The organism is Desulfovibrio sp. SGI.133, assembly GCF_050313955.1.
Classification (GTDB): domain Bacteria; phylum Desulfobacterota; class Desulfovibrionia; order Desulfovibrionales; family Desulfovibrionaceae; genus Desulfovibrio.
In genome coordinates, this window is sequence record NZ_JBNPMK010000008.1 from 24,867 (window position 1) to 48,823 (window position 23,957).

At 65.6% G+C, this 23,957-nt stretch carries 21 protein-coding genes; 4 read left to right on the forward strand and 17 right to left on the reverse strand.

Annotated elements, in window-relative coordinates; translation table 11 throughout:
• Positions 1–42: 42 nt before the first annotated feature.
• The 10 genes from ACQRBR_RS09965 to ACQRBR_RS10010 form a co-directional block, all read right to left on the reverse strand.
• Positions 43–936: a DMT family transporter gene (locus ACQRBR_RS09965; protein WP_303881337.1), complete on the reverse strand. Its 894-nt coding sequence runs from the start codon at positions 934–936 to the stop codon at positions 43–45.
• A 127-nt stretch (positions 937–1,063) separates the two neighbouring features.
• The gene (locus tag ACQRBR_RS09970) at positions 1,064–1,978 is read right to left on the reverse strand and encodes a D-alanine--D-alanine ligase family protein (RefSeq protein WP_427812894.1); all 915 of its coding nucleotides are present in this window, start codon (positions 1,976–1,978) and stop codon (positions 1,064–1,066) included.
• Complete coding sequence (locus ACQRBR_RS09975; RefSeq protein WP_427812895.1) at positions 1,935–2,624, reverse strand: HD domain-containing protein; 690 nt, start codon at positions 2,622–2,624, stop codon at positions 1,935–1,937. The genes ACQRBR_RS09970 and ACQRBR_RS09975 overlap by 44 nt, the downstream gene beginning before the upstream one ends.
• Positions 2,625–2,821: 197 nt before the next feature.
• Complete coding sequence (locus ACQRBR_RS09980) at positions 2,822–3,619, reverse strand: 4Fe-4S dicluster domain-containing protein (protein WP_427812896.1); 798 nt, start codon at positions 3,617–3,619, stop codon at positions 2,822–2,824.
• Between the two features lie 14 nt (positions 3,620–3,633).
• Positions 3,634–5,196: a hydrogenase gene (locus tag ACQRBR_RS09985; protein ID WP_427812897.1), complete on the reverse strand. Its 1,563-nt coding sequence runs from the start codon at positions 5,194–5,196 to the stop codon at positions 3,634–3,636.
• Between the two features lie 3 nt (positions 5,197–5,199).
• Positions 5,200–6,735 carry a proton-conducting transporter membrane subunit gene (locus ACQRBR_RS09990; protein WP_427812898.1) on the reverse strand — a complete coding sequence of 512 codons (1,536 nt, stop codon included), beginning with the start codon at positions 6,733–6,735 and terminating at the stop codon, positions 5,200–5,202.
• A 9-nt stretch (positions 6,736–6,744) separates the two neighbouring features.
• Positions 6,745–7,365: a hydrogenase-4 component E gene (locus tag ACQRBR_RS09995; protein WP_204625602.1), complete on the reverse strand. Its 621-nt coding sequence runs from the start codon at positions 7,363–7,365 to the stop codon at positions 6,745–6,747.
• A gap of 3 nt (positions 7,366–7,368) precedes the next feature.
• Entirely contained in the window at positions 7,369–8,301 is a 933-nt protein-coding gene (locus ACQRBR_RS10000; RefSeq protein WP_303879144.1) for a respiratory chain complex I subunit 1 family protein, read from the reverse strand.
• A complete protein-coding gene (locus ACQRBR_RS10005; RefSeq protein WP_300705976.1) occupies positions 8,298–10,310 on the reverse strand; it encodes a proton-conducting transporter membrane subunit in 2,013 nt (670 codons plus the stop codon). The genes ACQRBR_RS10000 and ACQRBR_RS10005 overlap by 4 nt, the downstream gene beginning before the upstream one ends.
• 326 nt (positions 10,311–10,636) lie before the next feature.
• The gene (locus ACQRBR_RS10010; protein ID WP_297158735.1) at positions 10,637–11,593 is read right to left on the reverse strand and encodes a UDP-glucuronic acid decarboxylase family protein; all 957 of its coding nucleotides are present in this window, start codon (positions 11,591–11,593) and stop codon (positions 10,637–10,639) included.
• 227 nt (positions 11,594–11,820) lie between these two features.
• Here ACQRBR_RS10010 and ACQRBR_RS10015 point away from each other — a divergent pair, with 227 nt between their 5' ends.
• Positions 11,821–12,642 (forward strand): TatD family hydrolase, encoded by an 822-nt coding sequence (locus ACQRBR_RS10015; RefSeq protein ID WP_427812899.1) that lies wholly within the window; start codon positions 11,821–11,823, stop codon positions 12,640–12,642.
• 377 nt (positions 12,643–13,019) lie between these two features.
• Here the strand turns inward: ACQRBR_RS10015 and ACQRBR_RS10020 are convergent, their stop codons facing one another.
• From ACQRBR_RS10020 to rfbF, 3 genes are all read right to left on the reverse strand, one after another.
• Positions 13,020–13,520, reverse strand: a complete 501-nt coding sequence (locus ACQRBR_RS10020) for a dTDP-4-dehydrorhamnose 3,5-epimerase family protein (RefSeq protein WP_427812900.1) — start codon at positions 13,518–13,520, stop codon at positions 13,020–13,022.
• Between the two features lie 52 nt (positions 13,521–13,572).
• Positions 13,573–14,682, reverse strand: a complete 1,110-nt coding sequence (gene rfbG / locus ACQRBR_RS10025) for a CDP-glucose 4,6-dehydratase (protein ID WP_204674556.1) — start codon at positions 14,680–14,682, stop codon at positions 13,573–13,575.
• 106 nt (positions 14,683–14,788) lie between these two features.
• Positions 14,789–15,553 (reverse strand): glucose-1-phosphate cytidylyltransferase, encoded by a 765-nt coding sequence (gene rfbF, locus ACQRBR_RS10030; protein WP_303879153.1) that lies wholly within the window; start codon positions 15,551–15,553, stop codon positions 14,789–14,791.
• Between the two features lie 225 nt (positions 15,554–15,778).
• Here rfbF and ACQRBR_RS10035 point away from each other — a divergent pair, with 225 nt between their 5' ends.
• Positions 15,779–16,444 (forward strand): hypothetical protein, encoded by a 666-nt coding sequence (locus ACQRBR_RS10035; protein WP_297230858.1) that lies wholly within the window; start codon positions 15,779–15,781, stop codon positions 16,442–16,444.
• Positions 16,445–16,708: 264 nt separating this feature from the next.
• Here ACQRBR_RS10035 and hflX read toward each other — a convergent pair whose 3' ends face one another.
• Together hflX and ACQRBR_RS10045 are read right to left on the reverse strand one after the other, a co-directional pair.
• On the reverse strand, positions 16,709–18,343 hold the full coding sequence (hflX, locus tag ACQRBR_RS10040; protein ID WP_321126834.1) for a GTPase HflX: 1,635 nt from the start codon (positions 18,341–18,343) through the stop codon (positions 16,709–16,711).
• 47 nt (positions 18,344–18,390) lie between these two features.
• Complete coding sequence (locus ACQRBR_RS10045) at positions 18,391–18,987, reverse strand: IMP cyclohydrolase (RefSeq protein ID WP_006008060.1); 597 nt, start codon at positions 18,985–18,987, stop codon at positions 18,391–18,393.
• 123 nt (positions 18,988–19,110) lie between these two features.
• On the opposite strand from ACQRBR_RS10045, the gene ACQRBR_RS10050 reads away from it, so the two are divergent.
• Both ACQRBR_RS10050 and ACQRBR_RS10055 read left to right on the forward strand, forming a co-directional pair.
• Positions 19,111–19,920: an exodeoxyribonuclease III gene (locus tag ACQRBR_RS10050; protein WP_168935541.1), complete on the forward strand. Its 810-nt coding sequence runs from the start codon at positions 19,111–19,113 to the stop codon at positions 19,918–19,920.
• Between the two features lie 152 nt (positions 19,921–20,072).
• Positions 20,073–20,801, forward strand: coding sequence for an aspartate/glutamate racemase family protein (locus tag ACQRBR_RS10055; protein ID WP_427812901.1), 729 nt, complete (start codon positions 20,073–20,075; stop codon positions 20,799–20,801).
• Between the two features lie 119 nt (positions 20,802–20,920).
• Here ACQRBR_RS10055 and ACQRBR_RS10060 read toward each other — a convergent pair whose 3' ends face one another.
• Positions 20,921–21,421 carry a metal-dependent hydrolase gene (locus ACQRBR_RS10060; RefSeq protein ID WP_006008068.1) on the reverse strand — a complete coding sequence of 167 codons (501 nt, stop codon included), beginning with the start codon at positions 21,419–21,421 and terminating at the stop codon, positions 20,921–20,923.
• A 263-nt stretch (positions 21,422–21,684) separates the two neighbouring features.
• Positions 21,685–23,943 (reverse strand): vitamin B12-dependent ribonucleotide reductase, encoded by a 2,259-nt coding sequence (locus tag ACQRBR_RS10065; RefSeq protein WP_427812902.1) that lies wholly within the window; start codon positions 23,941–23,943, stop codon positions 21,685–21,687.
• Positions 23,944–23,957 lie beyond the last annotated feature (14 nt).

The following is a 23,957-nucleotide window of genomic DNA, read 5'->3' on the forward strand; positions in this document are numbered from 1 at the left end:
CGGGGGCAGGGGGGCGCATCTCGGGACGCGGCCCGGTTGCGGTCAGGCTTTTTTGCGGCGCAGGGGCAGACGGCCTTCGGAGATGACCAGACCGAGGATAATGAGGACCATGCCGGTAAGGGCCAGGCCGGTCAGGCGCTCGCCCAGCAAAAGGGTGGCGGTGATGACCGAGACCACGGGCACGGCGTAGATATAGACGCTGGTCTTGATGGCGCCCAGGATGCGGATGGTGAAATTCCAGGTGGCGAAGCACAGGGCCGAGGCTCCCAGACCGAGGAAGAGCAGGTTGGCCAGCATCTCGGGCTGCGCCAGACGCTCCAGGCCCCAGCGGAAGCCGGACAGCGGCAGGGTGGGCAGCATGAAGATAAGGCCCCAGCAGAAGATACGGCGTGTCACCTGCAAGGTATTGTAGCCGTAGTCGCCTATCTTGCGGGTCAGGATGGAATAGAAGGCCCAGGTCAGGGCCGCCAGCAGCGCCAGGACATCGCCCAGCGGATTGAGCCGGAGCACGGCATTGCTGTTGACGGCGATGCAGATGATGCCGGACATGGCGCAGACGAAGCCCACGAAAAAGCCGGGATGCAGGCTCTCTCCCAGGACGATGCGGGCCAGCAGGGCCGTCAAAAAGGGCGATATGCCCACCAGCACGCCCACGTTGGACGCCGTGCTGTAGCTCAGGGCGATGTTTTCCAGCAAAAAATAGAGGGTCACGCCGCACAGGCCCGCCAAGGCAAAGGTCACTTCCCGGCGCCGGTCACGCACATGCAGCAGGCGGGGACAGGCCAGCAGCAGGGCACAGGCCCCCAGCAGAAAGCGCAGGAAAAGGATCTCGATGGGCGCAAAGGCCTGCAGCAGCACCTTGGTGGAGGTGAAGGTGGCGCCCCAGATGAGGATGGTCAGGATGGCGGCCGCGTGGGCGGCAAGAGTGGGATTCATGGGGCTGCCTCCTTGGGCAGACGTGCGCCGGGGGCGCTCGAAACAGGGGCGCTCCCGGACGGGCCGGAAACGAAAAAGCGCGCTGCCCGGGGACAGCGCGCCTGAAGGCAAACAGTGGGGGCAGGGATCAGGCTTTGGCGTGCTGTTCCATGCCCAGCTCGATGAGTTTTTCCAGCAGCTGGCCAAAGTCCATGCCCAGCTGGGCGGCCTCCTGCGGCACGAGGCTGGTGGGCGTCATGCCGGGCAGGGTGTTGACCTCCAGCAGGTGCAGGCTGTCGTCGGGGCCGAGGATGAAGTCGGCGCGGCTGTAGCCCTTGAGGCCCAGGGCCTTGTGGGCGGCCAGGGCCAGGCGCTGCACCTCGGCGGTGACGGCCGGGGAAACGGGCGCGGGGCAGAGCTCGCGTGCGCCGCCGCTGGCGTACTTGCTCTCGTAGTCGAAGTAGTCGCCCGCCACGGGCTCGATGAGGATGGGCGGCATGGCTTCTTCGCCCAGGATGCCGCAGGTGATCTCCTTGCCGGGCAGCTGGGGTTCGATGAGCACACCTTCACCGGCGGCGAAGATCTCGTCCATGAGGGCATTCAGTTCCTGCCGGTTGGTGGCACGGCCCAGACGCAGGGAAGAACCGCCCGTGGTGGTCTTGACGAAGAGCGGCCAGGGCAGGCGCGGTTCCCAGCCTTCGGCGGGACGCACGGGCAGGAATTCCCAGTCGGCCGTGGGCAGGCCTGCCATGCGGAAGATCTGCTTGGCGGCGGCCTTGTTCAGGGCCAGGAAGGAACCGGAAGGCCCGGAGCCCTGGTAGGGACAGTCGGCCTTTTCCAGCATGGCCTGCACCAGACCGTCTTCGCCCGGCGAGCCATGCAGGTTGATGAGGGCAAAGTCATGCTGCCGGGCGGTCTCCAGCAGCTCGTCGAAATTTTCCAGCAGGTCGAAGAAGGTCACGGCATGGCCGCGTTTGAGCAGGGCTTCCTGCATGCCGCGGGCACCGGTCAGGGAGACCTCACGCTCGCTGGACCAGCCGCCCGCTATCAAAAGAATCTTCATGGATGGCATACCCCAAATGCGCCTCGAAGGCGCGTTCGATACATTCGCCCTGCTGCCACGAAAGGCGGATGCCCTTGCGGGCTTTTTCCGTATGGCCGTAACGCACCAGCAGGTCTTCATAGCGCTGGCGCAGGGGCACGCACTGGTCGTGCTTGACCCGCTTGTCAGCGTAGATCACGAAAAACGGGATGGAGAACAGGCGCTCGGGCTCCTGCTCCGGGACGGCCCAGGGCCAGTGGACGTGCAGCAGCACGCCCTGCGCCAATGCATGGTTGCGGGTCTCGGCCACCACCCAGCTGGCCCCCAGCTGGGCATGGCTGCCGCCGTGCAGGACGCTGTAGGTCTTGGCGATGTCGTGCAGCATGGCGCTGGCGCGCACGGCGGCCACATTGACCGGGAACCCGGCCGCGCGGGCCCGCTGGGCCAGCTCGGTGGCGATATGGGCCACCATGCGCGAATGGGCGCGGATATTGTCCAGCATGCCATATTTGTCCCAAAGGGCCATGCAGGCGGCATCGTCGGGGATGCTGCCCTGCGTGGGGGACTCCAGGGCCGGTTCGGGCAGGCAGGCCAGCGGGTGCACCAGAGGCCATTCGCCGTTTTCCGGCGCGCCGATGACGGGAGTGGATGTGGTGAAGATGGACATGGCGGCAGTATGCCACCGGCCCGGGGGGAAGGCAACGTAAAAGAGGTTCGTCGCTGCGGCAGGAGGGGCCGGGGAAGATCCGCAATTTTTTATCTGCCCCGCAGAACAGAATAAAACGCGCTGGGGAGGGGAGTTTGAGGGGAGGGGGAAGCCCCTCTCGCGTCAGTAGAGGGGGTCCCCCTCCCCTCATCCATCTTTTACAGCACGTCTTTTTCCGACTTGAGGCGCAGCAGGCCGTCGAGGATGCTCCAGGGGCTGGGCGGGCAGCCGGGCACGAAGAGCTGCACGTCGCACAGGGGCGGCAGACCGCCGCAGCATTCGTCGCTGTCGTCGAAGAGGCCGCCGGAGATGGCGCAGGAGCCCACGGCGATGGCGATGCGCGGCTCGGGCACGGCGGCCCAGGTGGCCAGCACGGCTTCGCGCATATTGCGGCTTACGGGGCCGGTGACCAGGATGCCGTCGGCATGACGGGGCGAGGCCACGAAGTTGATGCCGAACTTGCCCAGGTCGTAGACCAGGGTGCCCAGCACGTTGGTATCGGCTTCACAGGCATTACAACCGGCGGCGCTGATCTCGCGCAGCTTGAGCGAGCGGGAGAACAGGCCGTTGCAGGCCTTGGGCTTGTGCAGGGGGCGGGGCTGGGCCGTGACGATGAGGTCCTCACGGGCAAAGGCGGCCACGCGATAGTCCTTGGTGAAGCGGATCAGGCCCTCACCGCGTGCCGCGGTACAGGTACGGGCACAGGCTCCGCAGAACAGGCAGCGTCCCATATCCAGGGCGATGCCGCCGGTCTCGCCGGCAGGGCCGGGCTCGGCGGGCGAGAGTTTGCGCAGGGCCCCGGTGGGGCAGACGTCGAGGCAGGCGCGGCAGGAGCCGCAGTCCCCGGCCGCGATCTCGGGGCGTCCCATGTAGCGGGGCGAAAGGCCCGGCGCCTTATGGGGGAAATCCAGCGTCCTGTATTTCTGGTGCAGGCGTTCCTTGAAGATGTCCAGCATATCAGTCCTCCTGCCTACAGGTCGTGGCCGCAATAGGAAAGGTTGAAGCTCTTGTTGCAGAGCGGGAAGTCGGAGATCTGTTCACCGCGCAGGGCCATCTCCAGACCGCTCCAGTTGTGCCACGAAGGATCGTAGATCTTGTAGAGGCCGAAGCGGCCTTCCGCATCCGTGACGGCCACATGGCACAGCTCGCCGCGCCAGCCTTCCACCTGGGCCACGGCCAGCATGCCGCCGGGCAGGGTATCGGGCATGGGCGCACGCCAAAGGGCGGTATCGCTTTCGCCTTCGTTGAGCTTTTCCTCCTCGCCCAGACGGGCCAGATGCTGGAGGTCGGCTTCCACCAGACGCACGGAGTCGGCCACTTCCAGACGGCGCACCGTGGCGCGGCCCAGCACGTCGCCGCCCTGGGCGGTACGGATGTCGGTATCTTCCAGCGGCAGGCGGGAAAGGGGCGCATGGCGCCGGGCATCACGCGGCAGGCCGCAGGCACGCGCGGCCACGCCCACCATGCCGAAGTCCTCGGCGGTGCGCAGGCTGACACAGCCCGTGCCGGTCAGACGGTCCAGCACGCTGGGCGAGGCGAACATCACGTCCACGGCGCCCTTGACGTCACGCCAGCCCGCACGCAGGCGATCCAGCAAGCCGCGGCAGGCAGCGGGGTCCAGATCCCAGTTGACGCCGCCGGGGCAGACCAGGCCGCGCCCGAAGCGGTTGCCGCAGATCTCGGCGGTCATGTTGAGGAAGTCGCCGCGGATGCGGCCGTTCCAGGACGAGGTGGGCAAAAAGCCCGTATCGCCCGCGATGGCGCCCAGATCGCCGGTGTGGTTGGCCAGGCGTTCGAATTCCAGGCCCATGCGCCGCAACAGTTGGGCGCGCAGCGGTACGCTGACGCCCGCCAGTCGTTCCAGCACCACGCTGTAGGCCGTGCAGTGGCCCACGCTGGTATCCCCGGCCACGCATTCCATGAGCGCGGCATCACGCAGATGCGGGCCGCCGGCCAGCATTTTTTCCACGCCGCGGTGCTGGAAGCCCAGGCTGATTTCCAGATTGAGCACGTTCTCGCCGTAGCACTGGAAGCGGAAGTGGCCGGGCTCGATGATGCCCGCGTGTACGGGGCCCACGGCCACTTCGTGGACCTGGCCGCCTTCCACACGGTAGTGGTCGCACTGGGCCGGGCCGGGGCGTTCCGCGCCCGAGGCGGGCGTGGTGTAGCGCACGGGTTTGAGCCAGGGGTGGCCCTCGGGCATGATGCCCCAGGCCTCGTAGACTTCACGCTCGAAGCGTTGGAGCTGCGGGCATTCCTGGCTCATGGACGCATAGCGTTCCAGCGGCAGGCAGCGGGAGGCCCACAGTTCCTGCTGCTGGTCATGGGCCATGACGCAGCACAGGCCGGCGGCGGCCGTATTGCCCGCCACCAGCGCCAGTTCGCCCTGGGCGTACAGGGCCCGGGGCAGGCCAAAGAAGGCCAGCACGCGCCAGCCGTGCGCCACCTGCGTCAGGATGGCGGCCCGCAGGGAGGCCGCGTCAAGACAGGGGATGTCGGCCAGTCTGGCCGGGGAAGCATAGGAAAAACGCATGGTCTAGCCTCCAATGAGGGCCGCGCTGGCGCGCAGCAGCTTTTCGACGCCGTCGGGCATCCAGAAACCCAGCAGCAGCACGCACAGGCCCAGGGCCATGGGCGGCAGCACGCTCAGGGCGGACTCACGCGGGCACTCGGGCATGTCGGTGGGGCGGGTGCCCTGGAACATGCGCAGCACGGCCACGGACATGCCCACGAAGATGATGGCCAGGGCCAGCATGTACAGGGCGGCCACCAGCCACTGGCCCTGCTGCAGGATGCCCTTGAGGATCAGGAACTCGCTGACGAACAGGCCGAACGGCGGCGAACCCACGATGGCCAGGAAACCGCCCATCCACAGGGCGCCGGTGACGGGCATGGTCCAGCGCAGGCCGTGCACGTCGTAGCTGGAATAGGTGTGGTAGCGGGCCAGGATGTTGCCGGCCAGCAGGAAGAGCATGCACTTGGTCAGCGAATGGCACATGGCGTGCAGCATGCCGCCGAAGGCCGCGGCGCCGCCCAGGCCCACGGCCAGGGCCAGGATGCCCATGTGCTCCACGCTGGAGTAAGCCAGCATGCGCTTGTAGTGGCCCTGTCCCACGATGAAGATGGCGGCCACGAACATGGAGACCAGGCCGAAGAAGACCAGCAGCGTGCCGCTGAACCCGCCCAGGCCCGCGCCCAGCATGATCTGGTGACCGCGCAGGATGCCCAGGAAGGCACAGTTGAGCAGGGCGCCGGACAGCAGGGCCGAGACCAGCGAGGGGGCCTGGCTGTGGGCGTCGGGCAGCCAGTTGTGCAGGGGGGCCAGGCCCATCTTGGTGCCGTAGCCCACCAGCAGGAAGATGAAGGCCGCCTTGAGCCAGGGCAGGTAGGTGGCTGCGCTCTGGGGCGCATCCAGCACGGCCAGGGCTTCGGCGCGCTGCTGGGCCAGATGGCGGAAGGCCTCCACCTGGTCCATGCTCTCCACCGGCGGCACACCGGGCTCGTAGAACGCCACGGAAAGCAGGATGTTGCCCAGCAGGGCCAGGGCGATGCCCACGGAACAGATGATGAGGTATTTCCAGGTGGCTTCCAGCGACTGCTTATGGCGATGGAAGTAGATCAGGGGCGCGCTGGACAGGGTGGTGATCTCGATGCCCACCCACAGGGCGCCCAGATGGCGCGTGGTGGTGACCAGCGTCATGGCCGAGAGGAAAAAGCACAGGCAGGCCGTGAAACGGCGTTCCGGGGCATTGGTGAAGGCCCGGCCGTCCAGGATGCTGGTGCGTTCGGTGATCAGGGCCTCGTCGCGCAGGTAGCCCACGCCGTAGATCGAGGCCACCAGGAAAAGCACGCTGGCCAGCACGAGGAAGAGCGTGCCCAGCGCGTCAGGCGCCAGCAGACCGGCCAGGGCCTGCGGATGCAGGCCGCCGTTCACGTCGGCAGCCAGTTTGACGGAAAGGACCGTGTGCAGCACGGCGGTGAGCACGAGCAGGCCGCGGCAGACGGTGGTATTGCCCAGCAGCAGCATGAGCAGTCCGGCGCACAGGGGCGCAAACAGCAGACATTCCAGCATGGTCGCCCCCTAGTCGCGCAGGTCGTGGAAGCCCACGTCGATGGATTCGAACGTGTGGCTGATGTGGTTGATGGCGATGCCCATGACGAAGACCGCCACGAAGATATCCAGCAGCAGGGTCAGCTCGAACCAGACGGCACCGGCCGTCATGAGCGGGATGCCCAGCAGGAAGATGCCGTTTTCGGCCACCAGATAGCCCATGACCTGCGAGAGCGCCGTGGCACGGCCCACTACCAGCAGCAGACCGCAGAACAGCGTGGTCAGGCCGGCGGGCAGGAGCAGGGGCGGGAAAAGGCCGGGCGTCATGGGCAGGCGGCCTTCTAGCCAGAGCGAGAAGACCAGGCAGGCCAGACCGGTGAGCACGGCCAGGCCAAAGCCCAGACGGGGCTTGATGTGCGGATCGGCACCGATCTGGCGCCGGGTGCGGTGCAGCAGCCAGGGCAGCAGGCCGCCCTTGATGAGCAGCACGGCCACGGCCAGCAGAGCATGGTCATGGATGAGCAGCAGGCCGCCCAGCAGGATGCCCTGTGCGGTCACCAGATTGATGAGCGTGCGCAGGCGGCCCATGCCCAGCAGGGCCAGGTTGTTGAGCGTCAGCAGGAAGAGGAAGAACTGGAAAAGAGCGCTCATGATTTACCTCACCTGGGTCAGGATCAGGGCCAGGGCCGAAAGCACGGCCGCGCCGCCCAGCAGCACGGGCACCTTCTGCATGCGCAGACGGGCCATGACGGATTCCACGATGCCCACCAGCACGGCCACGGCAAAGATGCAGGCCAGCCAGCACAGGCTCTGCTGCCACAGGGGCAGGTCGGGCACCAGGATGCCCGCGGGCAGGGCCGCGAAGAACCACAGCTTGAGGGCCGCGCCGTACTCGATGAAGGAGAGGCTGGGGCCGGAGTGGTCCAGGATCATGACTTCGTGGATCATGGTCAGTTCCAGATGGGTGGTGGGGTCATCCACGGGGATGCGGCTGTTTTCCACCAGCAGCAGCACGAAGAAGACCACCGGCACCAGCAGCAGCTCGGCACGTCCCAGCAGCCATTCGTGGGCCGGACGGCCGCCCAGCATGCCGGAAAGGGAAAGCGCATCGTGCATGCCCAGGGTGGAACCCACGCCCACCAGGGTCAGCAGACAGAGGAAGAGCACCGGCTCGGACAGGGCCGAGAAGGCCGCCTCGCGGCTGGCACCCATGCCTTCAAAGGACGAACCCGTGTCCAGGGCGGCCAGCATGGTCAAAAAACGGCCCAGGCCCAGCAGGTAGGCGGCCAGCAAAAAGTCGCCGGAAAAACGCAGCGGCGAGGCCATGCCGCCCAGGGGCAGCAGGGCAAGGGCGCAGAGCACCGTGGCCAGGCCCACCACCGGGCCAAGGGTGAAGACAGGCGTGGTCACCTGGCTGATGACCTCGCCCTTGCGCAGGCCCTTGAAGATATCGAAGTACAATTGCAGCACAGGCTTGCCGTGCCTGCCTGCCACCTTGGCCTTGATACGGGCTATGATGCCCGGCAGCAGCGGCGCCAGCACCAGGGCCAGCGCATACTGGAAACAGTAGAAGGCGAGATCGCTCATGCGTGCAGCCCCCAGGCCAGCAACGCCACCAGCGTGGCGAGGATGTAAAGGATATAGAGATGGATCTTGCCGTGTTGCAGGATCTTGCACATGTTGCAGAGCTTTTCCACGCCTTCGAACAGCGGCGTGAACAGGCCCGTACGCAGACGGTCAGGGGCGGAGATGGCCACGGACGCCTTGCCGGGGAAGTAATGGGCATCCAGCTCCTGATGCACCTTCAGGCCCATGGCGCCGCCGAAGATGCGGCCCAGCGGCTCGGAGAAAGAAGCGTCCGTGTACTGCACGCGCGGGGTCCCGTACTGGTAGCCGCAGCCCCAGGTCTCCTCACGGCGCAGGCGACCGGCGATGCAGACCTTGCGCAGCAACCACAGGGCGGCCACCAGGGCCAGCAGCACCATGCCCACCAGCGAGACCGTGCCCAGCATGTCGGCCACACGCAGCATGACCTGCTGTCCGGCTACCGGATCGGGCAGGGGCGCGTTGACCGTGCTGATGAGCCAGCGGAAGCAGTGGCCGGAGGCCAGACCGCCGGCCACGCAAAGGAAGGCCGGGATGGCCAGGGGCCAGAGATCGCGGGGACGGGGGCGGTGCGCCTCTTCCACGCAGCGGCTGCGCGGCGCGCCCAGGAAGGTGATGCCGTAGGCCTTGGCATAGGTGGCGGCGGCCAGACCGGAGACCAGGCCCAGCACCACCAGCGCCATGAGCAGGCCCAGCTGCTGTTCCACACCGGGCAGGCTGGAGCCGTCCAGCAGGGAAAGGGCCAACACGAACTCACCGGCAAAGCCGTTGAAGGGCGGGAAACAGGCGATGGAGACCGCGCCGATGCCGAAGGCGGCGCCCACCAGGGGCATGCGCTGTTGCAGGCCGCCCAGCAGTTCCATGCGCACGGTGCCGGTGGCGTGCAGCACTTCACCGGCGGTGAGGAAGAGCAGGCCCTTGAAGGCCGAGTGGTTGAGCATGTGGAACATGGCACCGGCCAGACCCAGGGTACCGATCCAGCTGTTGCCGCTATGGCTGCCGATGAGCCAGGCGCCCACACCCATGAGCATGAGGCCCATGTTTTCCACGCTGGAGTAGGCCAGCAGGCGCTTGAGGTTGCTCTGGGCCAGGGCCTTGAGGATGCCCATCAGCGCCGTGCCCAGACCCAGGAACAGGGTCAGCCAGCCCCACCAGGCCGGAGCGGCGCTCAGGGGAGCCACGAATTCGCAGCTGCGGATGATGCCGTACAGACCGGCGTTGATCATGGCGCCGGAGAGCAGGGCCGAGATGTGGCTGGGCGCGGCCGGATGGGCCTCGGGCAGCCAGACGTGCATGGGCGCGATACCGGCCTTGGCGCCGAAGCCCAGCAGGGACAGCACGAACAGGACCGAGGCCAGCGGCACCACGGGGCCTTCCTTGAGGGCCAGGGTCGCAAAGGCCGTATCGCCCGAGTTCTGCCAGAGCAGGCCGAAGAAGGCCAGCAGCAGCACGGCGCCCAGATGGGCGGCCACCAGGTAGACCCACGAGGCGTCGCGCACGTTGCGGTCGCTGTCGTTGAAGTCGATGAGGAAGAAGGGCGACAGGGACATGACTTCCCAGGCCAGCAGGAAGAGCACGGCGTCACGGGCCATCATGACCACGGCCATGCCCAGCACCAGCAGCAAATAGAAGAGCCAGTGGGCGGCCAGGTTATGTTCGCTGGCGCGGGTATGGCGCAGCGAGATGCCCCCGGCACAGGCACAGACGAAGCCCAGGCCGAAGACCGGCAGCAGGAAGACGCGGGAAAGGGCGTCCAGCCCCAGACTCAGACTGCCCACGGGCAGGCCCCAGGCTTGGGTCCACAGCAGGCTGCCTGTCCAGCTGTCCGTGAACAGGCCCGCCATGCCCAGGGCGCAGCCGCAGGCGGCCCCCAGAGGGCCGAACAGATCGGCCAGCCGGGTCGTGGCGGGCGTGGGGCGGGCAAAAGCCAGCAGCCCCAGACCGGCGGCACTGACCGCCAGTACACACAGAGCCAGTAAAATCAAAAACATGAGCACACTCCGACATTCAGACCGTCAAAGTACACGATGCGGCCCTGCCGTGGGCAGGACCGCATCTGTGAAAACTTTTCTGGCGGCATGGTCCGAGCGCTCCTTCCCCGGAGACTTGCAGCGCCCATGCCGGACGGACAGACGGACTCCCTGTCCGTCAAGGGTTGTGGTTGCGCGTCCGTACCGGCCGGTACGGATTCCCCCTTGCGTCGCCTTCCCCGGGCGGCGCATCCATATATGAGTTCGACCGGAACAGGGCGGCGACGCACTGTCCGCCCAAAGGCGGTTTTGCGCTCGTCGGTATTCCCTGCTCCGGACACGGGCGTTTAGGCCAGACCCTTGCGGATCTGCTCGTCGAAATAGGCGATGGTCTTTTTCAGGCCTTCTTCCAGCTGGACCTTGGGCTCCCAGCCCAGGACCTCGCGGGCCAGGCTGATGTCGGGACGGCGCTGTTTGGGGTCGTCGCCGGGCAGGGGCTCGCAGATCAGCTTGGAGCTGCTGTTGGTGAGCTCGATGACCTTTTCGGCCAGTTCGCGGATGGTGAATTCACCGGGATTGCCCATATTCACGGGGCCGGTAAAGTCGTCGGGCGTGGCCATAAGGCGGCACATGCATTCCACCAGGTCATCCACATAGCAGAAGGAGCGGGTCTGGCTGCCGTCGCCGTAGATGGTGATGGGCTCGCCCTTCAGGGCCTGCACGATGAAGTTGGAGACCACGCGGCCGTCGTTGGGATGCATCTTGGGCCCGTAGGTGTTGAAGATGCGGCCCACCTTGATGTTCACATTGTTCTGGCGGCGGTAGGAGAAGAACAGGGCCTCGGCGCAGCGCTTGCCTTCGTCATAGCAGGAGCGGATACCGTTGGGGTTCACATGGCCCCAGTAGCTCTCGGGCTGCGGATGCACGTCGGGGTCGCCGTAGACCTCGCTGGTGGAGGCCTGGAAGATGCGCGCCTTCAGGCGCTTGGCCAGGCCCAGCATGTTGATGGCGCCGTGGACGCAGGTCTTGATGGTCTGCACGGGGTCGTGCTGGTAGTGGACGGGCGAGGCCGGACAGGCCAGGTTGTAGATCTCGTCCACTTCCACGAACAGGGGGAAGGTCACGTCATGGCGCAGCAGTTCGAAGCGCTTGTTGTCCATGAGCTCTTCCACATTGGAGCGGGCGCTGGAAAAGAAATTGTCCACGCACAGGACCTCGTGCCCCTCGTCCAGCAGACGCGCGCACAGATGCGAGCCCAGAAAACCCGAACCACCAGTGACAAGAACCCGTTTTCGCAAATGCATGATAGCCTCTCAACGTAAAATGACCAATAGGCGCAGAGAGTGTACGCCCTTGTTTCGGGACTGGCAATGCCTGAAACAGGGCTTTTTCGCGGCGGGGCAGGGGCTTGCGTCCCGTGCCTGCCCCTGCTAGAAGCCATGCCAGACGGGCGCCCGGCCGGGGATGGGGCGGTGCCCGTCCACGGGGCAGTTCTGCCCGCATCCCGCATCCTCTCCATCCCGGATCCGCCATGAGCCACAAGAAAGTTGAACGTATCGATCCCCTGACCCAGGCCCTGCCCTGCGTGGGCTGCGACAGCCACGCCCACCTGGACGGCGAAGAATTCGACGCCGACCGCGAAGACGTGCTGGCCCGTGCCCGTGCCGCCGGTGTGGCCACCATCGGCAATATCTTCCTGCATCCCGATACCTGGCGGCAAAAGCGGGCGTATTTCGCAGCGCATCCCGAAGTCTTTTTCGTGCTGGGCATCCATCCCTGTGACGGGCAGCAGTGCACGCCCGAGGTGATGTCCGCCATCCGGGACGCCTTTGCCGAGGATGACCGGCTGCGTGCCGTGGGCGAGATAGGGCTCGATTTCTACTGGGACGATTGTCCCAAGGAGATCCAGTACCAGGCCCTGCACGACCAGCTGCAACTGGCCCGCGAGCTGGAAAAGCCCGTGGTCATCCATTGCCGCAACGCCGAGGCCGAGACCCTGACGACCCTCGAAGCCCGCGGCTTTGCCGGGTATCCGCTGCTGTGGCACTGCTTTGGCGGCGATGCCGACATGGCCCGGCGCATCATCCGCAACGGCTGGCACATCTCCATCCCCGGCCCGGTCAGCTATCCTGCCAACAAGGCCGTACGCGAGGCCCTGGCCGTCATCCCCGACGACCGCCTGTTGCTGGAGACCGACAGCCCCTATCTTTCGCCCGTGCCCTGGCGCGGCAAGCGCAACGAGCCCGCCTTCACGGTCTTCACCGTACGCCATATGGCCGCCGTCCGCGGCATGGAGCCCGAAGAGCTCTGGCAGCTCTGCGGCGACAACGCCCGCCGTTTCTTTGGGGTCTAGCCGGACACTGTTGCCGGGCACAGCCCTCCGGGCTGCCTTACGGTCCTTGTTCATGAGGAAAGAGCCTTCCCCGGCCCCTTTCCCGGCGAACTTGGCAGGGAGGCTGGGCGATCTGCCGTGGACGGTTGGCACACGATGCTGTTCCCCGGCCTTACGTAAAAATGGTATTTGAAAAAAAGGCGGGCGGTCGCTCAACTGGCGGCCGCCCGTCTTTTTTATGTCTGGGTGATGCGGGCCGGAAAGAGAGGACCGCCAGTTTTTGTTCTTGCCATTATGTATAACTAACATGTTATTATTGCAGAACAAATTAGTTGCGACGAAGGGGGGAAACATCCCTTTATCCGTGTGTGGTTTCCCCTCCCCTTAAAAATCCCTTTCTAGTCCCAGCTGTAGGGGATGTCCTTCGTATCGGCGGGCAGGCGTTCGCCTTCCTCGGGATCGTGGGGCAGGTCGGCGCAGTTGCAGATCAGGGCCGGTTCGTCCGTGGCGGCGGTGAAGCCGTACCAGACCCCCGTGGGGATGCGCAAAAGGCCGTAATGGTCGGGGCGGCCCAGATATAGTTCCCGCAGCACGCCACAAGTGGGCGAATCGGGGCGGGTGTCATAGAGCACGAGCTTCAGCAGGCCGTGGGGCACGGTGTAGTACTGGGTCTGGCGGCGGTGGCGTTTCCAGGCCTTGATGGCCCCGGGCAGGACCTCGGAGAAATAGACCTCGCCCAGATGCAGTTCTCCGTCCGCCGTCTCGGCGTGGGGGCGCAGAGGAGAGTCGGGGCGCAGCATGTGCAGAACCGGGCCGCCGGGAGTGTCAATGACCTTCAGGGGCTGGAAGCTGACACCGTCGATGCCCAAGTCCGGGCATGAAGTTTCGGAACGTTCCATGGGGATGTCCTTTCTGGACAGCGGACCCGCCCGGAAGACCGGGCGGGCGGCCTTATTTCGTCCAGAGCTGCTCGCGCTGTTCGGCGGCGTTCACATAGGCCGCGATCTGGCCCAGGCTGAAGTCCAGCATGGAGCCCTGCTTGGCGCCGTCGCCGCGATAGAAACGGTGATACCATTCGGCGGTGAAGCGGATGGTCTCTTCAAAGGTCAGGGTGGCTTTCCAGCCCAGATGGGCCAGGGCCTTGTCGCAGCAGAGTTTGAGCAGGGTGCATTCTTTCATGCCCGCCTGTCCGGCCTTGTCCATCTCGCTGCGGAAGCCGGGCCAGTGCAGGGCCAGGGCCTCCACCACTTCCGCCACGGTATTGTTGACGTTGGCGGCAGGGCCGAAGTTGTAGGCCTCGCCGCGGGTCTCGAAGGGCCCCTTGCGCGCACCCAGCAGATGGGCGCCCAGCCACAGGTAGCCGGACAGAGGCTCCAGCACCAGCTGCCAGGGACGGGTGGCCCAGGGGCTGCGGATCTGCACGGCCTGACCGGCGGCCCAGGCGCGGGCGCAGTCGGGCACGATGCGGTCGGCGGCCCAGTCACCGCCGCCGATGACGTTGCCGGCACGCACGGTGGCGCAGGCCGGGCCGTCCTTGAAAAAGCTCTTGAAATAGGAGTGGGCGATGATCTCGGCGCAGCCCTTGGAGGCGGAATAGGGGTCATCACCGCCCAGATGGTCGGTCTCGCGGTAGCCCCAGACCCACTCGTCGTTGCGGTAGCACTTGTCCGAGGTGATGAAGACCGCGGCTTCCACGCTGGGGCACTGGCGCACGGCCTCCAGCATGTTGAGGGTGCCCAGCATGTTGGCTTCGAAGGTCAGGGGCGCGTCTTCGTACGATTTGCGCACCAGGGCCTGGGCGGCCAGATGGAAGACCACATCGGGGCGGAATTCCTTCATGGCGCGGATCACGGCATCACGGTCGCGGATGTCGCCGCGCATGTCCTGCACATGCTGTTCCAGATGCATGGCCTCGAAATGGGACGGGCTGGTGGGCACGCAGTCGGCAAAGCCGCAGACGGTAGCGCCCATCTGGCTCAGCCACGCGGCCAGCCAGGAGCCCTTGAAACCGGTATGGCCGGTGATGAAAACACGGCGGCCTTTATAGCAGTTGGCAAACATGGTCTTCTCCTGCCGGTCGTGTTCGCGCCGGCGTCATGACGGGAAAAGGGAGGGTCGCCGGACGGCGCCCTGAAGGAAGGCGGGGCCGCAGCCCCGCCGGGAGGATCTATTTCCAGAAGGCCTTGCCGCTGTCCCACAGCTCGTTGAGCTTGATGGAGTCGCGCAGGGTGTCCATGCACTGCCACTGTCCGGGATGCGGGTACATGGAGAGCTGGCCTTCGGCGGCCAGGCGCTGCAGGGGCTCTTTTTCCAGATCGCAGGATTCGTCTTCGTCCAGATAGTCCAGGAACTCGCGCTTGAAGACGAAGAAGCCGCAGTTGATGTACTCGTTGAGCACGGGTTTCTCTTCCCAGGACAGGATCTTGCCGTTCTCGTCGGTGCGCACGGTACCGAAACGCGAAGGCATGCGCACGCCGGTGAAGGTCCCGATGGTGCCGGACTTCATGTGGAAATCGATGAGCTTGTCGATGTCGATGTCGGCCACGCCGTCACCATAGGTGACCATGAAGCGGTCGGTATCGATGTAGCGGGCCACGCGCTTCAGGCGGCCGCCCTTGAGGGTCTCCTGGCCGGTGTCGCACAGGGTCACGCGCCAGTCCTCGATCTCGCGGGGATGGTGGGTGATGGCGCCGCTGCGCAGGTCCACGGTGAAATCCGTATTGCGGATGTTGTAGTCGTGGAAATATTGTTTGATGTATTCACCCTTGTAGCCCAGGGGCAGGATGAAGTCCTTGAAGCCGAAACGGGCATAGATGTTCATGATGTGCCAGAGTACGGGCCGCCCGCCGATCTCGACCATGGGCTTGGGTTTGATGACGGTCTCTTCCCGCAGCCGGGTGCCCTTGCCGCCGCACATGATGATAACTTTCATACAGCCTCCGCCTGTCCGCCACGGGGCGGGACAGCAGTTGCCAAAGGTTTCGTATCCCGACCGGCCGGGATGGCACGGTCAGCCGGCGGCGATGCTAGCAAAAGGCGTGACGGAAAAAAAGCCCTTGTTTCCCGGCCATTGGCGGCGGGACGAACGCTTGGCAACCACCGGCGTCTGCGCTATCTTGTATGTCGCCCAAAAGTCATTTTCTGCATGGAGGCTCCTATGCGCAAGAATTGCAGATCCCTGTTATTGGCGTCGCTCGCCCTGACCTGCGGCCTGCTGGCGTCCTGCCTTTCGTCCGGCCCGGAAAAACCGCTCGGCGCCATGGCCGACGCCATGGAAAAGAACGACAGCGCGGCTTTCCTGGCCCAGATGGACATGCCCCTGTTCGCCGCCAACGAGGCGCGGAACATGACCAATGAGAACGAGGCCCTTAACATGCTGGATTCCCTGGGCCAGGACCTGGGGCTGGGCGGTATGGACCAGCTGCTGGGCAGCGCCCTGAACATGGAGGACAAACTCCGCAAGAGCCTGACCCGCGGTGTCTCCACCGGTGAGCTCATGGCCCATTGCCGCAAGGCCGAACGCCCCGACTGCCCGTGGGTGCCGGAATCGCTCAGGAACGCCAAGGTAGTGGAGCTGGGCCCTGATGCGGCCGTAGCTTCCGTGACCACGCCTGCCGGCATGACTTCCTGGCTGGCTCTGCGGAAGCAGGGCGAGACCTGGCGCGTGGTGGGGCGGGCCGTCATGGAAAATATGGCCCGCGCCTTTGCCCAGGCGGGATCGCAGACCAAGGCCGCGCCCGCCGCTCCGGCCAAGACGCAGCAGCCCGCCGCCAAGCCTGCGCCTAAGCCCGCCCCCAAGGGAGACGGCGCTGTCACTTTGTAGACAAGCAAGATCACCGTCGTGTGACGGCAGAACATCGTTATGATGCCATAAGGGCCGCTGGGAAGCGGCCCTTTTTTATGGCGTCGGCACCTTGGATGCCACACACGAAAAAAACAAAAATACCGTGCAGCGACAGCGCGTTGCACTTTGCCTGTCAGGAGGGATGGCCGATCTCGGAAAGATGGCGAAAGAAGATCCGTAACGGCAGGCCGTACGACGGTCGCCCCAGTGCGGGGCACAGCATCGGTCGGTATGTCGGGGGGGCTACTGCAGGACGGGGCCTTCTTCTTCGAAGGGGATGAGCAATTGGCTCTGCTGGGTGCTGAGCAGCATGTTCTCCAGCACTTCCAGCAGGCGCTTGAGGCCGTCGCCGGTACGGGCGGAGACAGGGATGGCGTGCGGGAAGGCATCGGCCAGTTCGGCGCGGGCGGGCACGTCCAGCAGGTCCCACTTGTTGAGCAGCAGGATGCGCGGCATATGTTGCAGCTCCAGCTCCTCGAGGATGGTCTCCACAGAGGTGATCTGCTGCAGCAGATCGGGATGCGAGGCGTCGGCCACATGCACCAGCAGGTCGGCGGACTCCAGCTCTTCCAGCGTGGCGCGGAAGGCATCCATGAGCTCCTTGGGCAGATTGCGGATGAAGCCCACGGTGTCGGCCAGGATGATTTCGCGTTCGGCCGGGAAGCGCAGTCGGCGGGTGGTGGGGTCGAGGGTGGCGAAGAGCTTGTTCTCGGCCAGGACCTCGGAGCGGGTCAGGTTGTTGAGCAGGGTGGACTTGCCCGCGTTGGTGTAGCCCACCAGCGCGGCCATGGGGATGCCGCGACGGGCGCGACGAGAGCGGGTGAAGGCCCGCTGGCGGCGCAGCTGATCCAGTTCCTTGCGCAGACGGGCCATGCGTTCGCGGCTGCGGCGGCGGTCGGTCTCCAGCTTGGTCTCGCCGGGACCGCGTCCGCCGATGCCGCCCATAAGGCGGTCCATGGCGCGGTTCTTGCCGGTGAGGCGGGGTTGGGTATAGCGCAGCTGGGCCAGCTCCACCTGGAGCTTGCCCGCGCGGGTCACGGCATGCTGGGCGAAGATGTCCAGGATGAGCTGGGTGCGGTCCAGCACCTTGCGCTCGGTGATGTCGGCCAGGTTGTGGAGCTGGGCCGGGGAAAGCTCGCCGTCGAAGACCAGGGTCCCGGCGCGGCCCTCCAGGGCCAGCACTTCCAGCTCGGCCATCTTGCCCTTGCCCAGGATGAACTTGGGATTGACCTGGGCCACGCGCTGCACCATGCGTCCGGCCACGGCCAGACCGGCGGTGCGGGCCAGCTCGGCCAGCTCGTCGAGGTTGCGTTCCTGGATGATGCGGGGCTGGGCCGCCACGGAGACCAGCAGGGCACGGGGCGCGTCCGAGGCCTCGCGCGTGTCGTCGCTCCTGCGGGCCAGCTCTTCTTCCAGAGCTTCGGCGGTGGCGGTGAAATGGGCGCTGGTCTGGTCCCAGGGGCGGAGCTGCTCCACACGGTAGGGCTGCCCGGCCACGGGTGTGGGCAGCAGGTGGGCCTCCTGCCACTGCACGGGGTCGCCGTCAGGATTGACGGTCAGCACGATGATGGCGTCCAGACGCAGGAAGAGCAGGTCCATGAGGTCTTCCTGACTGAGGCCGTCGGGCGTGAGGTGGGTGTGGAGCAGACGAAGGCCGCGCAGACGGTCGGCACCGGAGCGGGCGCGGGGCAGTTCCGGGATCAGGATCCCGCCTGCCTCGCCCACCAGTACCATGTCCACGCGGCCTTTACGGTCGATGAGCATGCCCAGTTGACGCCCCAGGGCGCGCGACAACAGCGACAGTTCCCGGGCCTGGTCGATGGTATAGACATCGGTGGCCGGGAAACGTCGAGTGGTCAGCCGGTTGAGGGCCTTCAACTGGCTGGGCTTGAGCCCCTGCAGGTTGCCTTCGAGCCTGGAAATGGCTAGGCCCCCGGACGCAGGTAGGAGGTGATGAGGGCGTCGTAGCGCGAGGTGGCTTCAAACGCACGCGAGGCCATGGCCTGACGGAAGTCCAGGCTGACCTTCATGTCGTGTTCCTTCATCTCCTGCATGGCGGTGGCGTACCATTTGGTTCCGGGCAGCACCAGGATGCTGTGGAAGTTCTTGGCAGCGGCGCGGATCATGCAGGGACCGCCGATGTCGATTTCCTCCACGGCCTGTTCGAGCGAGAGCTTGCGCTCCACGGCACCGGCAAAGTCGTACAGGTTCACGCAGACCAGGTCGAAAGGCTTGATTTCCTTTTCTTCCAGCGTGGCCATGTGCTCGGGGATGTCCTTGTTGGCAAGGATGCCCCCGTGGATCTTGGGATGCAGCGTCTTCACGCGGCCGCCCAGGATCTCGGGGAAGCCGGTGACGTCACTGACGGCCGTCACGGGCAGACCGGCAGCCTGCAGGGCCTTCATGGTCCCGCCGGTGGAGACCAGCTCCACGCCGTTCTGCGACAGGAAGGTGGCAAATTCCACCAGTCCGGTTTTGTCCGTCACGCTCAGGATGGCGCGGCGGATAGGAAGCATATCCATACGGATTCTCCTTGGCTCATGTTGGCATTATTGCCGCAGGCGATTTTGCCAGAAAAACGGCCCGTTCGCAATGCCGAGCTTGCGGCCGGCACCACCTGCCGCTATGCTGGCGGCGGAGGTCCTATGTCCATCAGACTCGTATCCTGGAACGTCAACGGCCTGCGTGCCGTGTCCGCCAAACCTGAATGGCGCTGGTTCGCCGAGAACACCTGCGATGTCATCGGCCTGCAGGAGACCAAGGCCATGCCCGAGCAGCTCAAGCCCGAAGTGGCCAACCCCGAAGGCTGGGAGGCCCACTGGGCATCCAGCGTGGTGAAAAAGGGCTATTCCGGCGTGGCCGTGTTCAGCCGCATCAAACCGCTGGCCGTACGCTGCGAACTGCCCCAGCCGGAGTGGCAGGGCGAAGGGCGCATCCTGCATCTGGAATTTGAAAAGTTCCACTTCTTCAACGGCTATTTCCCTAACGGCGGCGCCGAGGAACTGGACGAGAACGGCAAGCCCATCCCCGGCCGTTTCAAGCGTGTGCCCTACAAGATGGGCTTTTTCGACGCCTTCACGGCCTATGCGGAAGAATGCCGCAAAAGCAAGCCCATCGTGGTCTGCGGGGACTTCAATATCGCCCACAAGGCCATCGACCTGGCGCGGCCCAAGCAGAACGAGAAGAACACCGGCTTTTTGCCCGAAGAACGCGCCTTTCTGGACCGCTTTACGGCCCTGGGCTATGTGGACACCTTCCGCCATGTGCACGGCGACGTGGAAGGCCGCTACTCCTGGTGGTCGTACAAGATGCGCGCCCGTGAGAAGAACGTGGGCTGGCGCATCGATTATTTCTTCGTTTCGGAAGAGCTGAAGCCGTACATCCGTGACGCCTGGATCGAGGACGACGTCTACGGTTCGGACCACTGTCCCGTGGGCCTGGAGCTGGACATCTAGCCCGGCATCCGGATGCATCCCTGCCGGGAACGCTGATACCACAGAAGGCGCGGCCTTGCCGTACAGGGGCCCCGCCGCCATGTCCGGGGCATCGTACCGGGCAGGGACGTTCGGCAGACAGCGCATCATTGAAGCATCAGAGGTGAAGCCACATGAAAACCATCGGTCTTCTGGGCGGCATGAGCTGGGAAAGCACGCTGACCTATTATCAGATCATCAACATGGTGACGGCCCAGACCCTGGGCGGTCTGCATTCGGCCCGCTGCCTGCTCTACAGCGTGGACTTTGACGAGATCGAACGCTGCCAGCAGGCCGGGGACTGGGACAAGAGCGCCCGCATCCTGGCTGATGCCGCACAGGCCCTGGAGCGGGGCGGGGCGGACTTTCTGGTCATCTGCACCAACACCATGCACAAGGTGGCCCCGCAGATCGCCGCCGCCGTGGGCATCCCGCTGATGCACATCGCCGACGTGACGGCCCGGCAGCTGCATATGGCGGGCGTGCAGCGCGTGGGCCTGCTGGGCACCCGCTACACCATGGAAGAGGATTTCTACACCGGCCGCCTGAAAGCTAACGGCCTGCAGGTGCTGGTGCCCGAGGCGGAAGATCGGGCCGAAATCAACCGCGTCATCTTCGAGGAGCTTTGCCGGGGCGTGATCAAGGACAGCTCGCGCGAGACCTTTTTGCGGGCCATCCGGGATCTGGCCGCCCGGGGCGCGCAGGGCGTGATCCTGGGCTGCACCGAGATCGGCATGCTGGTGCAGCAGGAGAACATCGCCGTGCCCCTGTTCGATACCACGCTCATCCATGCCCGCACGGCCGCGCTGGTGGCCATCAACGAGACGCCGGTGGATACCGAGCCGGTGAAGGTGAAGAAGTAGCGGCCGCCTGGACGCTGCCACCTGAGAGCAAACAAAAAAGCCTCCCGTCATGGGAGGCTTTTTTGTTGCGCATACGCCGGGACAGAAAAAGGGGAAAGCGAACGCTTTCCCTTCTTCATCTAAAAATGCAGTACGGGCATGCCCAGCTGGCGGACGTGACGGATGAGCTCCTTCATTTCCGGGCCCAGCAAAAAGCCCAGCAGGACGAGCATCACGCCCAGAAAGACATATTCGCCCACGCTGCCGGTGGAGCAGACCTTGAACGAGAGCTTGTTCTTGCGGGAGAAGGGATGCAGGGGGATGCCCGAGGGGGTCAGCATGTCCAGCACCACATGGCTGATGCCGCCCAGGCCGATGCCCAGCAGGGCGGGCTGCCAGTGCGGGGGCACCAGATGGCTGCAGGCCACCAGCAGGATGGCGACCCACCAGCCGAACCAGTGGGTGGTGCCGCGGTGGATCTGGTTGAAGGTGCGCTGCGGGTTGCGGGAGCGCTTGGCGATGGCCTGGTCGAGCTTGTCGGGCAGGATGGCGCCGAGACAGGCGGCGACCACGCCTTCCAGCGGCAGATGCAGGGCCAGGGCGGCGCCGACGCCCGCCGTCTGGTGGGTGATCCATTTCATGGGAGCTCCGTAAGACTGGGGATACCGTCCCGGAAGGCCGGGCGCGGGCTGCGGTCAAAGGGGCGGGCGGAGGCTGTCTCCGCTTGTCCTGTTCCGGTAGCGGGCGCGCACTGCCGGGCTCAGGCGGGGCTGGGGATGCAGGCGTCGCGGCGCGGCATCCGTCCTTGCCGTGGAGCGGCAGGCAGCGAAAAGAAGGGGCCGCCGGAAGGCCTTCCCGTCGCATTGCGACAGGAGTGTCCGGCAGCCCCTCCGTGCAGATCGTTCTAGCCGCAGCGGGAGAAACCGCAGGCGGGGCAGATCAGGCAGCCTTCCTGGAAGACCAGGGGCTCGTCACATTCGGGGCAGCGGTGTTCCTCGATATCGGCCACACCGGAACCCAGATGTTCGTCCTTGAGGTAGCGGCGCTCCAGCACCCAGGCGATGGCGTCCGGGATGGAGAGCAGCAGGCCCTTGCCGCGGAACACGGGGTGTTCGCCGCCGATGCCCTTGATCTGGGCCACGATGTCGCGCACCTCCACGCCGGAACGCAGGGCCAGGGACACCAGACGGCCGATGGCTTCGGCCTTGGCCGTGATGGAGCGGCCGGACTTGCCGATGGTGGCGAAGACCTCGAAGGGCTTGCCGTCGATCTCGTTGACGGTCAGATACATGGCGCCCAGACCGGTCTGGATCTTCTGGGTGAAGCCCTGCACCACTTCGGGACGCTTGCGCACCACGCCCAGGCGGGGCTTTTCCGCAGGCGCGGGGGCTTCGCCGTCCATCTTCTTCTGGCCTTCGCCGGTGGCCAGCACCTGCAGGCTCTTGCAGCCGTCACGGTACACGGTGACGCCCTTGCAGCCTTCCTTGTAGGCCAGCCAGTAGATGTCGTGGATGTCCTGTTCGGTGGCGCTGTGGGGCAGGTTCACGGTCTTGGACACGGCATTGTCAGTATGGCGCTGGAAGGCGGCCTGCATGCGCAGGTGCCAGACGGGATCGATGTCCATGGCCGTGACGAAGACCTTGCGCATGGCGGCGGGCAGGGCATCCAGGGACTGGATGGAGCCTTTTTCCACCACCTGCTCCATAAGTTCGGGCGTGCCCAGACCGGCTTCCTTGAGGGCGGCCTCGAAATAGGGGTTCACTTCCACCAGGCGTTCGCCGTCCAGGATGTTGCGGGTGAAGCAGAGGGCGAACAGGGGCTCCACGCCCGAGGAGCAGCCGCCGATGATGGACAGGGTGCCCGTGGGCGCGATGGTGGTGACGGTGGCATTGCGGTAGGGGCCCTCGCCGCGCTGGGGGAAGACGGATTCCGCATAGGCCGGGAAGGGCCCGCGCTCTTCGGCCAGACGGGCCGAGGCGGCGTGGCCTTCGGCATTGATGAAGCCCATGATGCGTTCGGCCAGGGCGATGCCCGCCTCGGAATCATAGGGAATGCCCAGCTGGAAGAGCAGGTCGGCAAAGCCCATGACGCCCAGGCCGATCTTGCGGTTGCGGCGCACGGTCTCGTCGATGCGGTCCAGGGGGAAGCGCGAGGCGTCGATGACGTTGTCCAGGAAGCGCACGGCCAGGTGCACCACCTGCTTCAGGCCGTCCCAGCCGATACCGGCCGCGGCGGGATCTTCGTCATGCTCGTGGCCGGGCACGAAGAAGCAGGCCAGATTGATGGAGCCCAGGTTGCAGGCCTCGTAGGGCAGCAGGGGCTGTTCGCCACAGGGGTTGGTGGATTCGATCTCGCCCTGGGCGGGCGTGGGGTTGTCGCGGTTGATGCGGTCCAGGAAGACGATGCCGGGGTCGCCCGTCTGCCAGGCGCGGCAGACCAGCAGGTCAAAGATCTCGCGGGCGCGCAGGCTGCCGGTGACCTTGCCGGTGTGGGGATCGGTCAGCTCGTAGTTCTCGTCGCGCTCCACGGCCTGCATGAAGGCTTCGGTCAGGCCCACGGAAAGATTGAAGTTGTTGAATTCCCCTTCCTTTTCCTTGGCCCGGATGAATTCCACGATGTCGGGATGGTCCACGCGCAGGATGCCCATGTTGGCACCGCGCCGGGTACCGCCCTGCTTGATCTGTTCCGTGGCGGTATTGAAGATGCGCAGGAAGGAGACCGGGCCGGAAGCCACGCCGCCGGTGGAGCCCACGCGGCTGGCCTTGGGGCGCAGGCGGGAGAAGGAGAAGCCCGTGCCGCCGCCGGACTTGTGGATCATGGCGGCGAACTTGACGGCATCGAAGATCTCTTCGATGGAGTCGCCCACCGGCAGGACGAAGCAGGCGGAGAGCTGGCCCAGCTCGCTGGCGGCGTTCATCAGGGTGGGGGAGTTGGGCAGGAAGCGCCAGCTGGTCATCAGGTCGTAGAACTGGCGGGCCAGGTCGTCGGCGGTGAAGGGGGAACGCTCGTATTTGGCTTCTTCAGCGGCGATGGCACTGGCCACACGCCAGAAGAGGTCACGGGGCGTCTCGGTGCTGCCATCTGCTTTTTTGTGCAGATAGCGTTTCTGCAGCACCACTTCCGTGTTGGGCTTGAGCTGCGGCTCGGGCAGATCGTGAGGCATGGGAGGGATCATGG

Coding starts and splice junctions, on each gene's coding strand:
- ACQRBR_RS10050 (WP_168935541.1), top strand. CDS start 19,111: ATGTCCATCAGACTCGTATCCTGGAACGTCAACGGCCTGCGTGCCGTG.
- ACQRBR_RS10010 (WP_297158735.1), bottom strand. CDS start 11,593: ATGCATTTGCGAAAACGGGTTCTTGTCACTGGTGGTTCGGGTTTTCTG.
- ACQRBR_RS10035 (WP_297230858.1), top strand. CDS start 15,779: ATGCGCAAGAATTGCAGATCCCTGTTATTGGCGTCGCTCGCCCTGACC.
- ACQRBR_RS10055 (WP_427812901.1), top strand. CDS start 20,073: ATGAAAACCATCGGTCTTCTGGGCGGCATGAGCTGGGAAAGCACGCTG.
- ACQRBR_RS09980 (WP_427812896.1), bottom strand. CDS start 3,619: ATGCTGGACATCTTCAAGGAACGCCTGCACCAGAAATACAGGACGCTG.
- ACQRBR_RS10060 (WP_006008068.1), bottom strand. CDS start 21,421: ATGAAATGGATCACCCACCAGACGGCGGGCGTCGGCGCCGCCCTGGCC.
- ACQRBR_RS10015 (WP_427812899.1), top strand. CDS start 11,821: ATGAGCCACAAGAAAGTTGAACGTATCGATCCCCTGACCCAGGCCCTG.
- ACQRBR_RS10000 (WP_303879144.1), bottom strand. CDS start 8,301: ATGAGCGATCTCGCCTTCTACTGTTTCCAGTATGCGCTGGCCCTGGTG.
- ACQRBR_RS09985 (WP_427812897.1), bottom strand. CDS start 5,196: ATGCGTTTTTCCTATGCTTCCCCGGCCAGACTGGCCGACATCCCCTGT.
- ACQRBR_RS09995 (WP_204625602.1), bottom strand. CDS start 7,365: ATGAGCGCTCTTTTCCAGTTCTTCCTCTTCCTGCTGACGCTCAACAAC.
- ACQRBR_RS10045 (WP_006008060.1), bottom strand. CDS start 18,987: ATGGATATGCTTCCTATCCGCCGCGCCATCCTGAGCGTGACGGACAAA.
- ACQRBR_RS09965 (WP_303881337.1), bottom strand. CDS start 936: ATGAATCCCACTCTTGCCGCCCACGCGGCCGCCATCCTGACCATCCTC.
- ACQRBR_RS10005 (WP_300705976.1), bottom strand. CDS start 10,310: ATGTTTTTGATTTTACTGGCTCTGTGTGTACTGGCGGTCAGTGCCGCC.
- ACQRBR_RS10065 (WP_427812902.1), bottom strand. CDS start 23,943: ATGCCTCACGATCTGCCCGAGCCGCAGCTCAAGCCCAACACGGAAGTG.
- ACQRBR_RS10020 (WP_427812900.1), bottom strand. CDS start 13,520: ATGGAACGTTCCGAAACTTCATGCCCGGACTTGGGCATCGACGGTGTC.
- ACQRBR_RS09975 (WP_427812895.1), bottom strand. CDS start 2,624: ATGTCCATCTTCACCACATCCACTCCCGTCATCGGCGCGCCGGAAAAC.
- ACQRBR_RS09970 (WP_427812894.1), bottom strand. CDS start 1,978: ATGAAGATTCTTTTGATAGCGGGCGGCTGGTCCAGCGAGCGTGAGGTC.
- rfbF (WP_303879153.1), bottom strand. CDS start 15,553: ATGAAAGTTATCATCATGTGCGGCGGCAAGGGCACCCGGCTGCGGGAA.
- ACQRBR_RS09990 (WP_427812898.1), bottom strand. CDS start 6,735: ATGCTGGAATGTCTGCTGTTTGCGCCCCTGTGCGCCGGACTGCTCATG.
- rfbG (WP_204674556.1), bottom strand. CDS start 14,682: ATGTTTGCCAACTGCTATAAAGGCCGCCGTGTTTTCATCACCGGCCAT.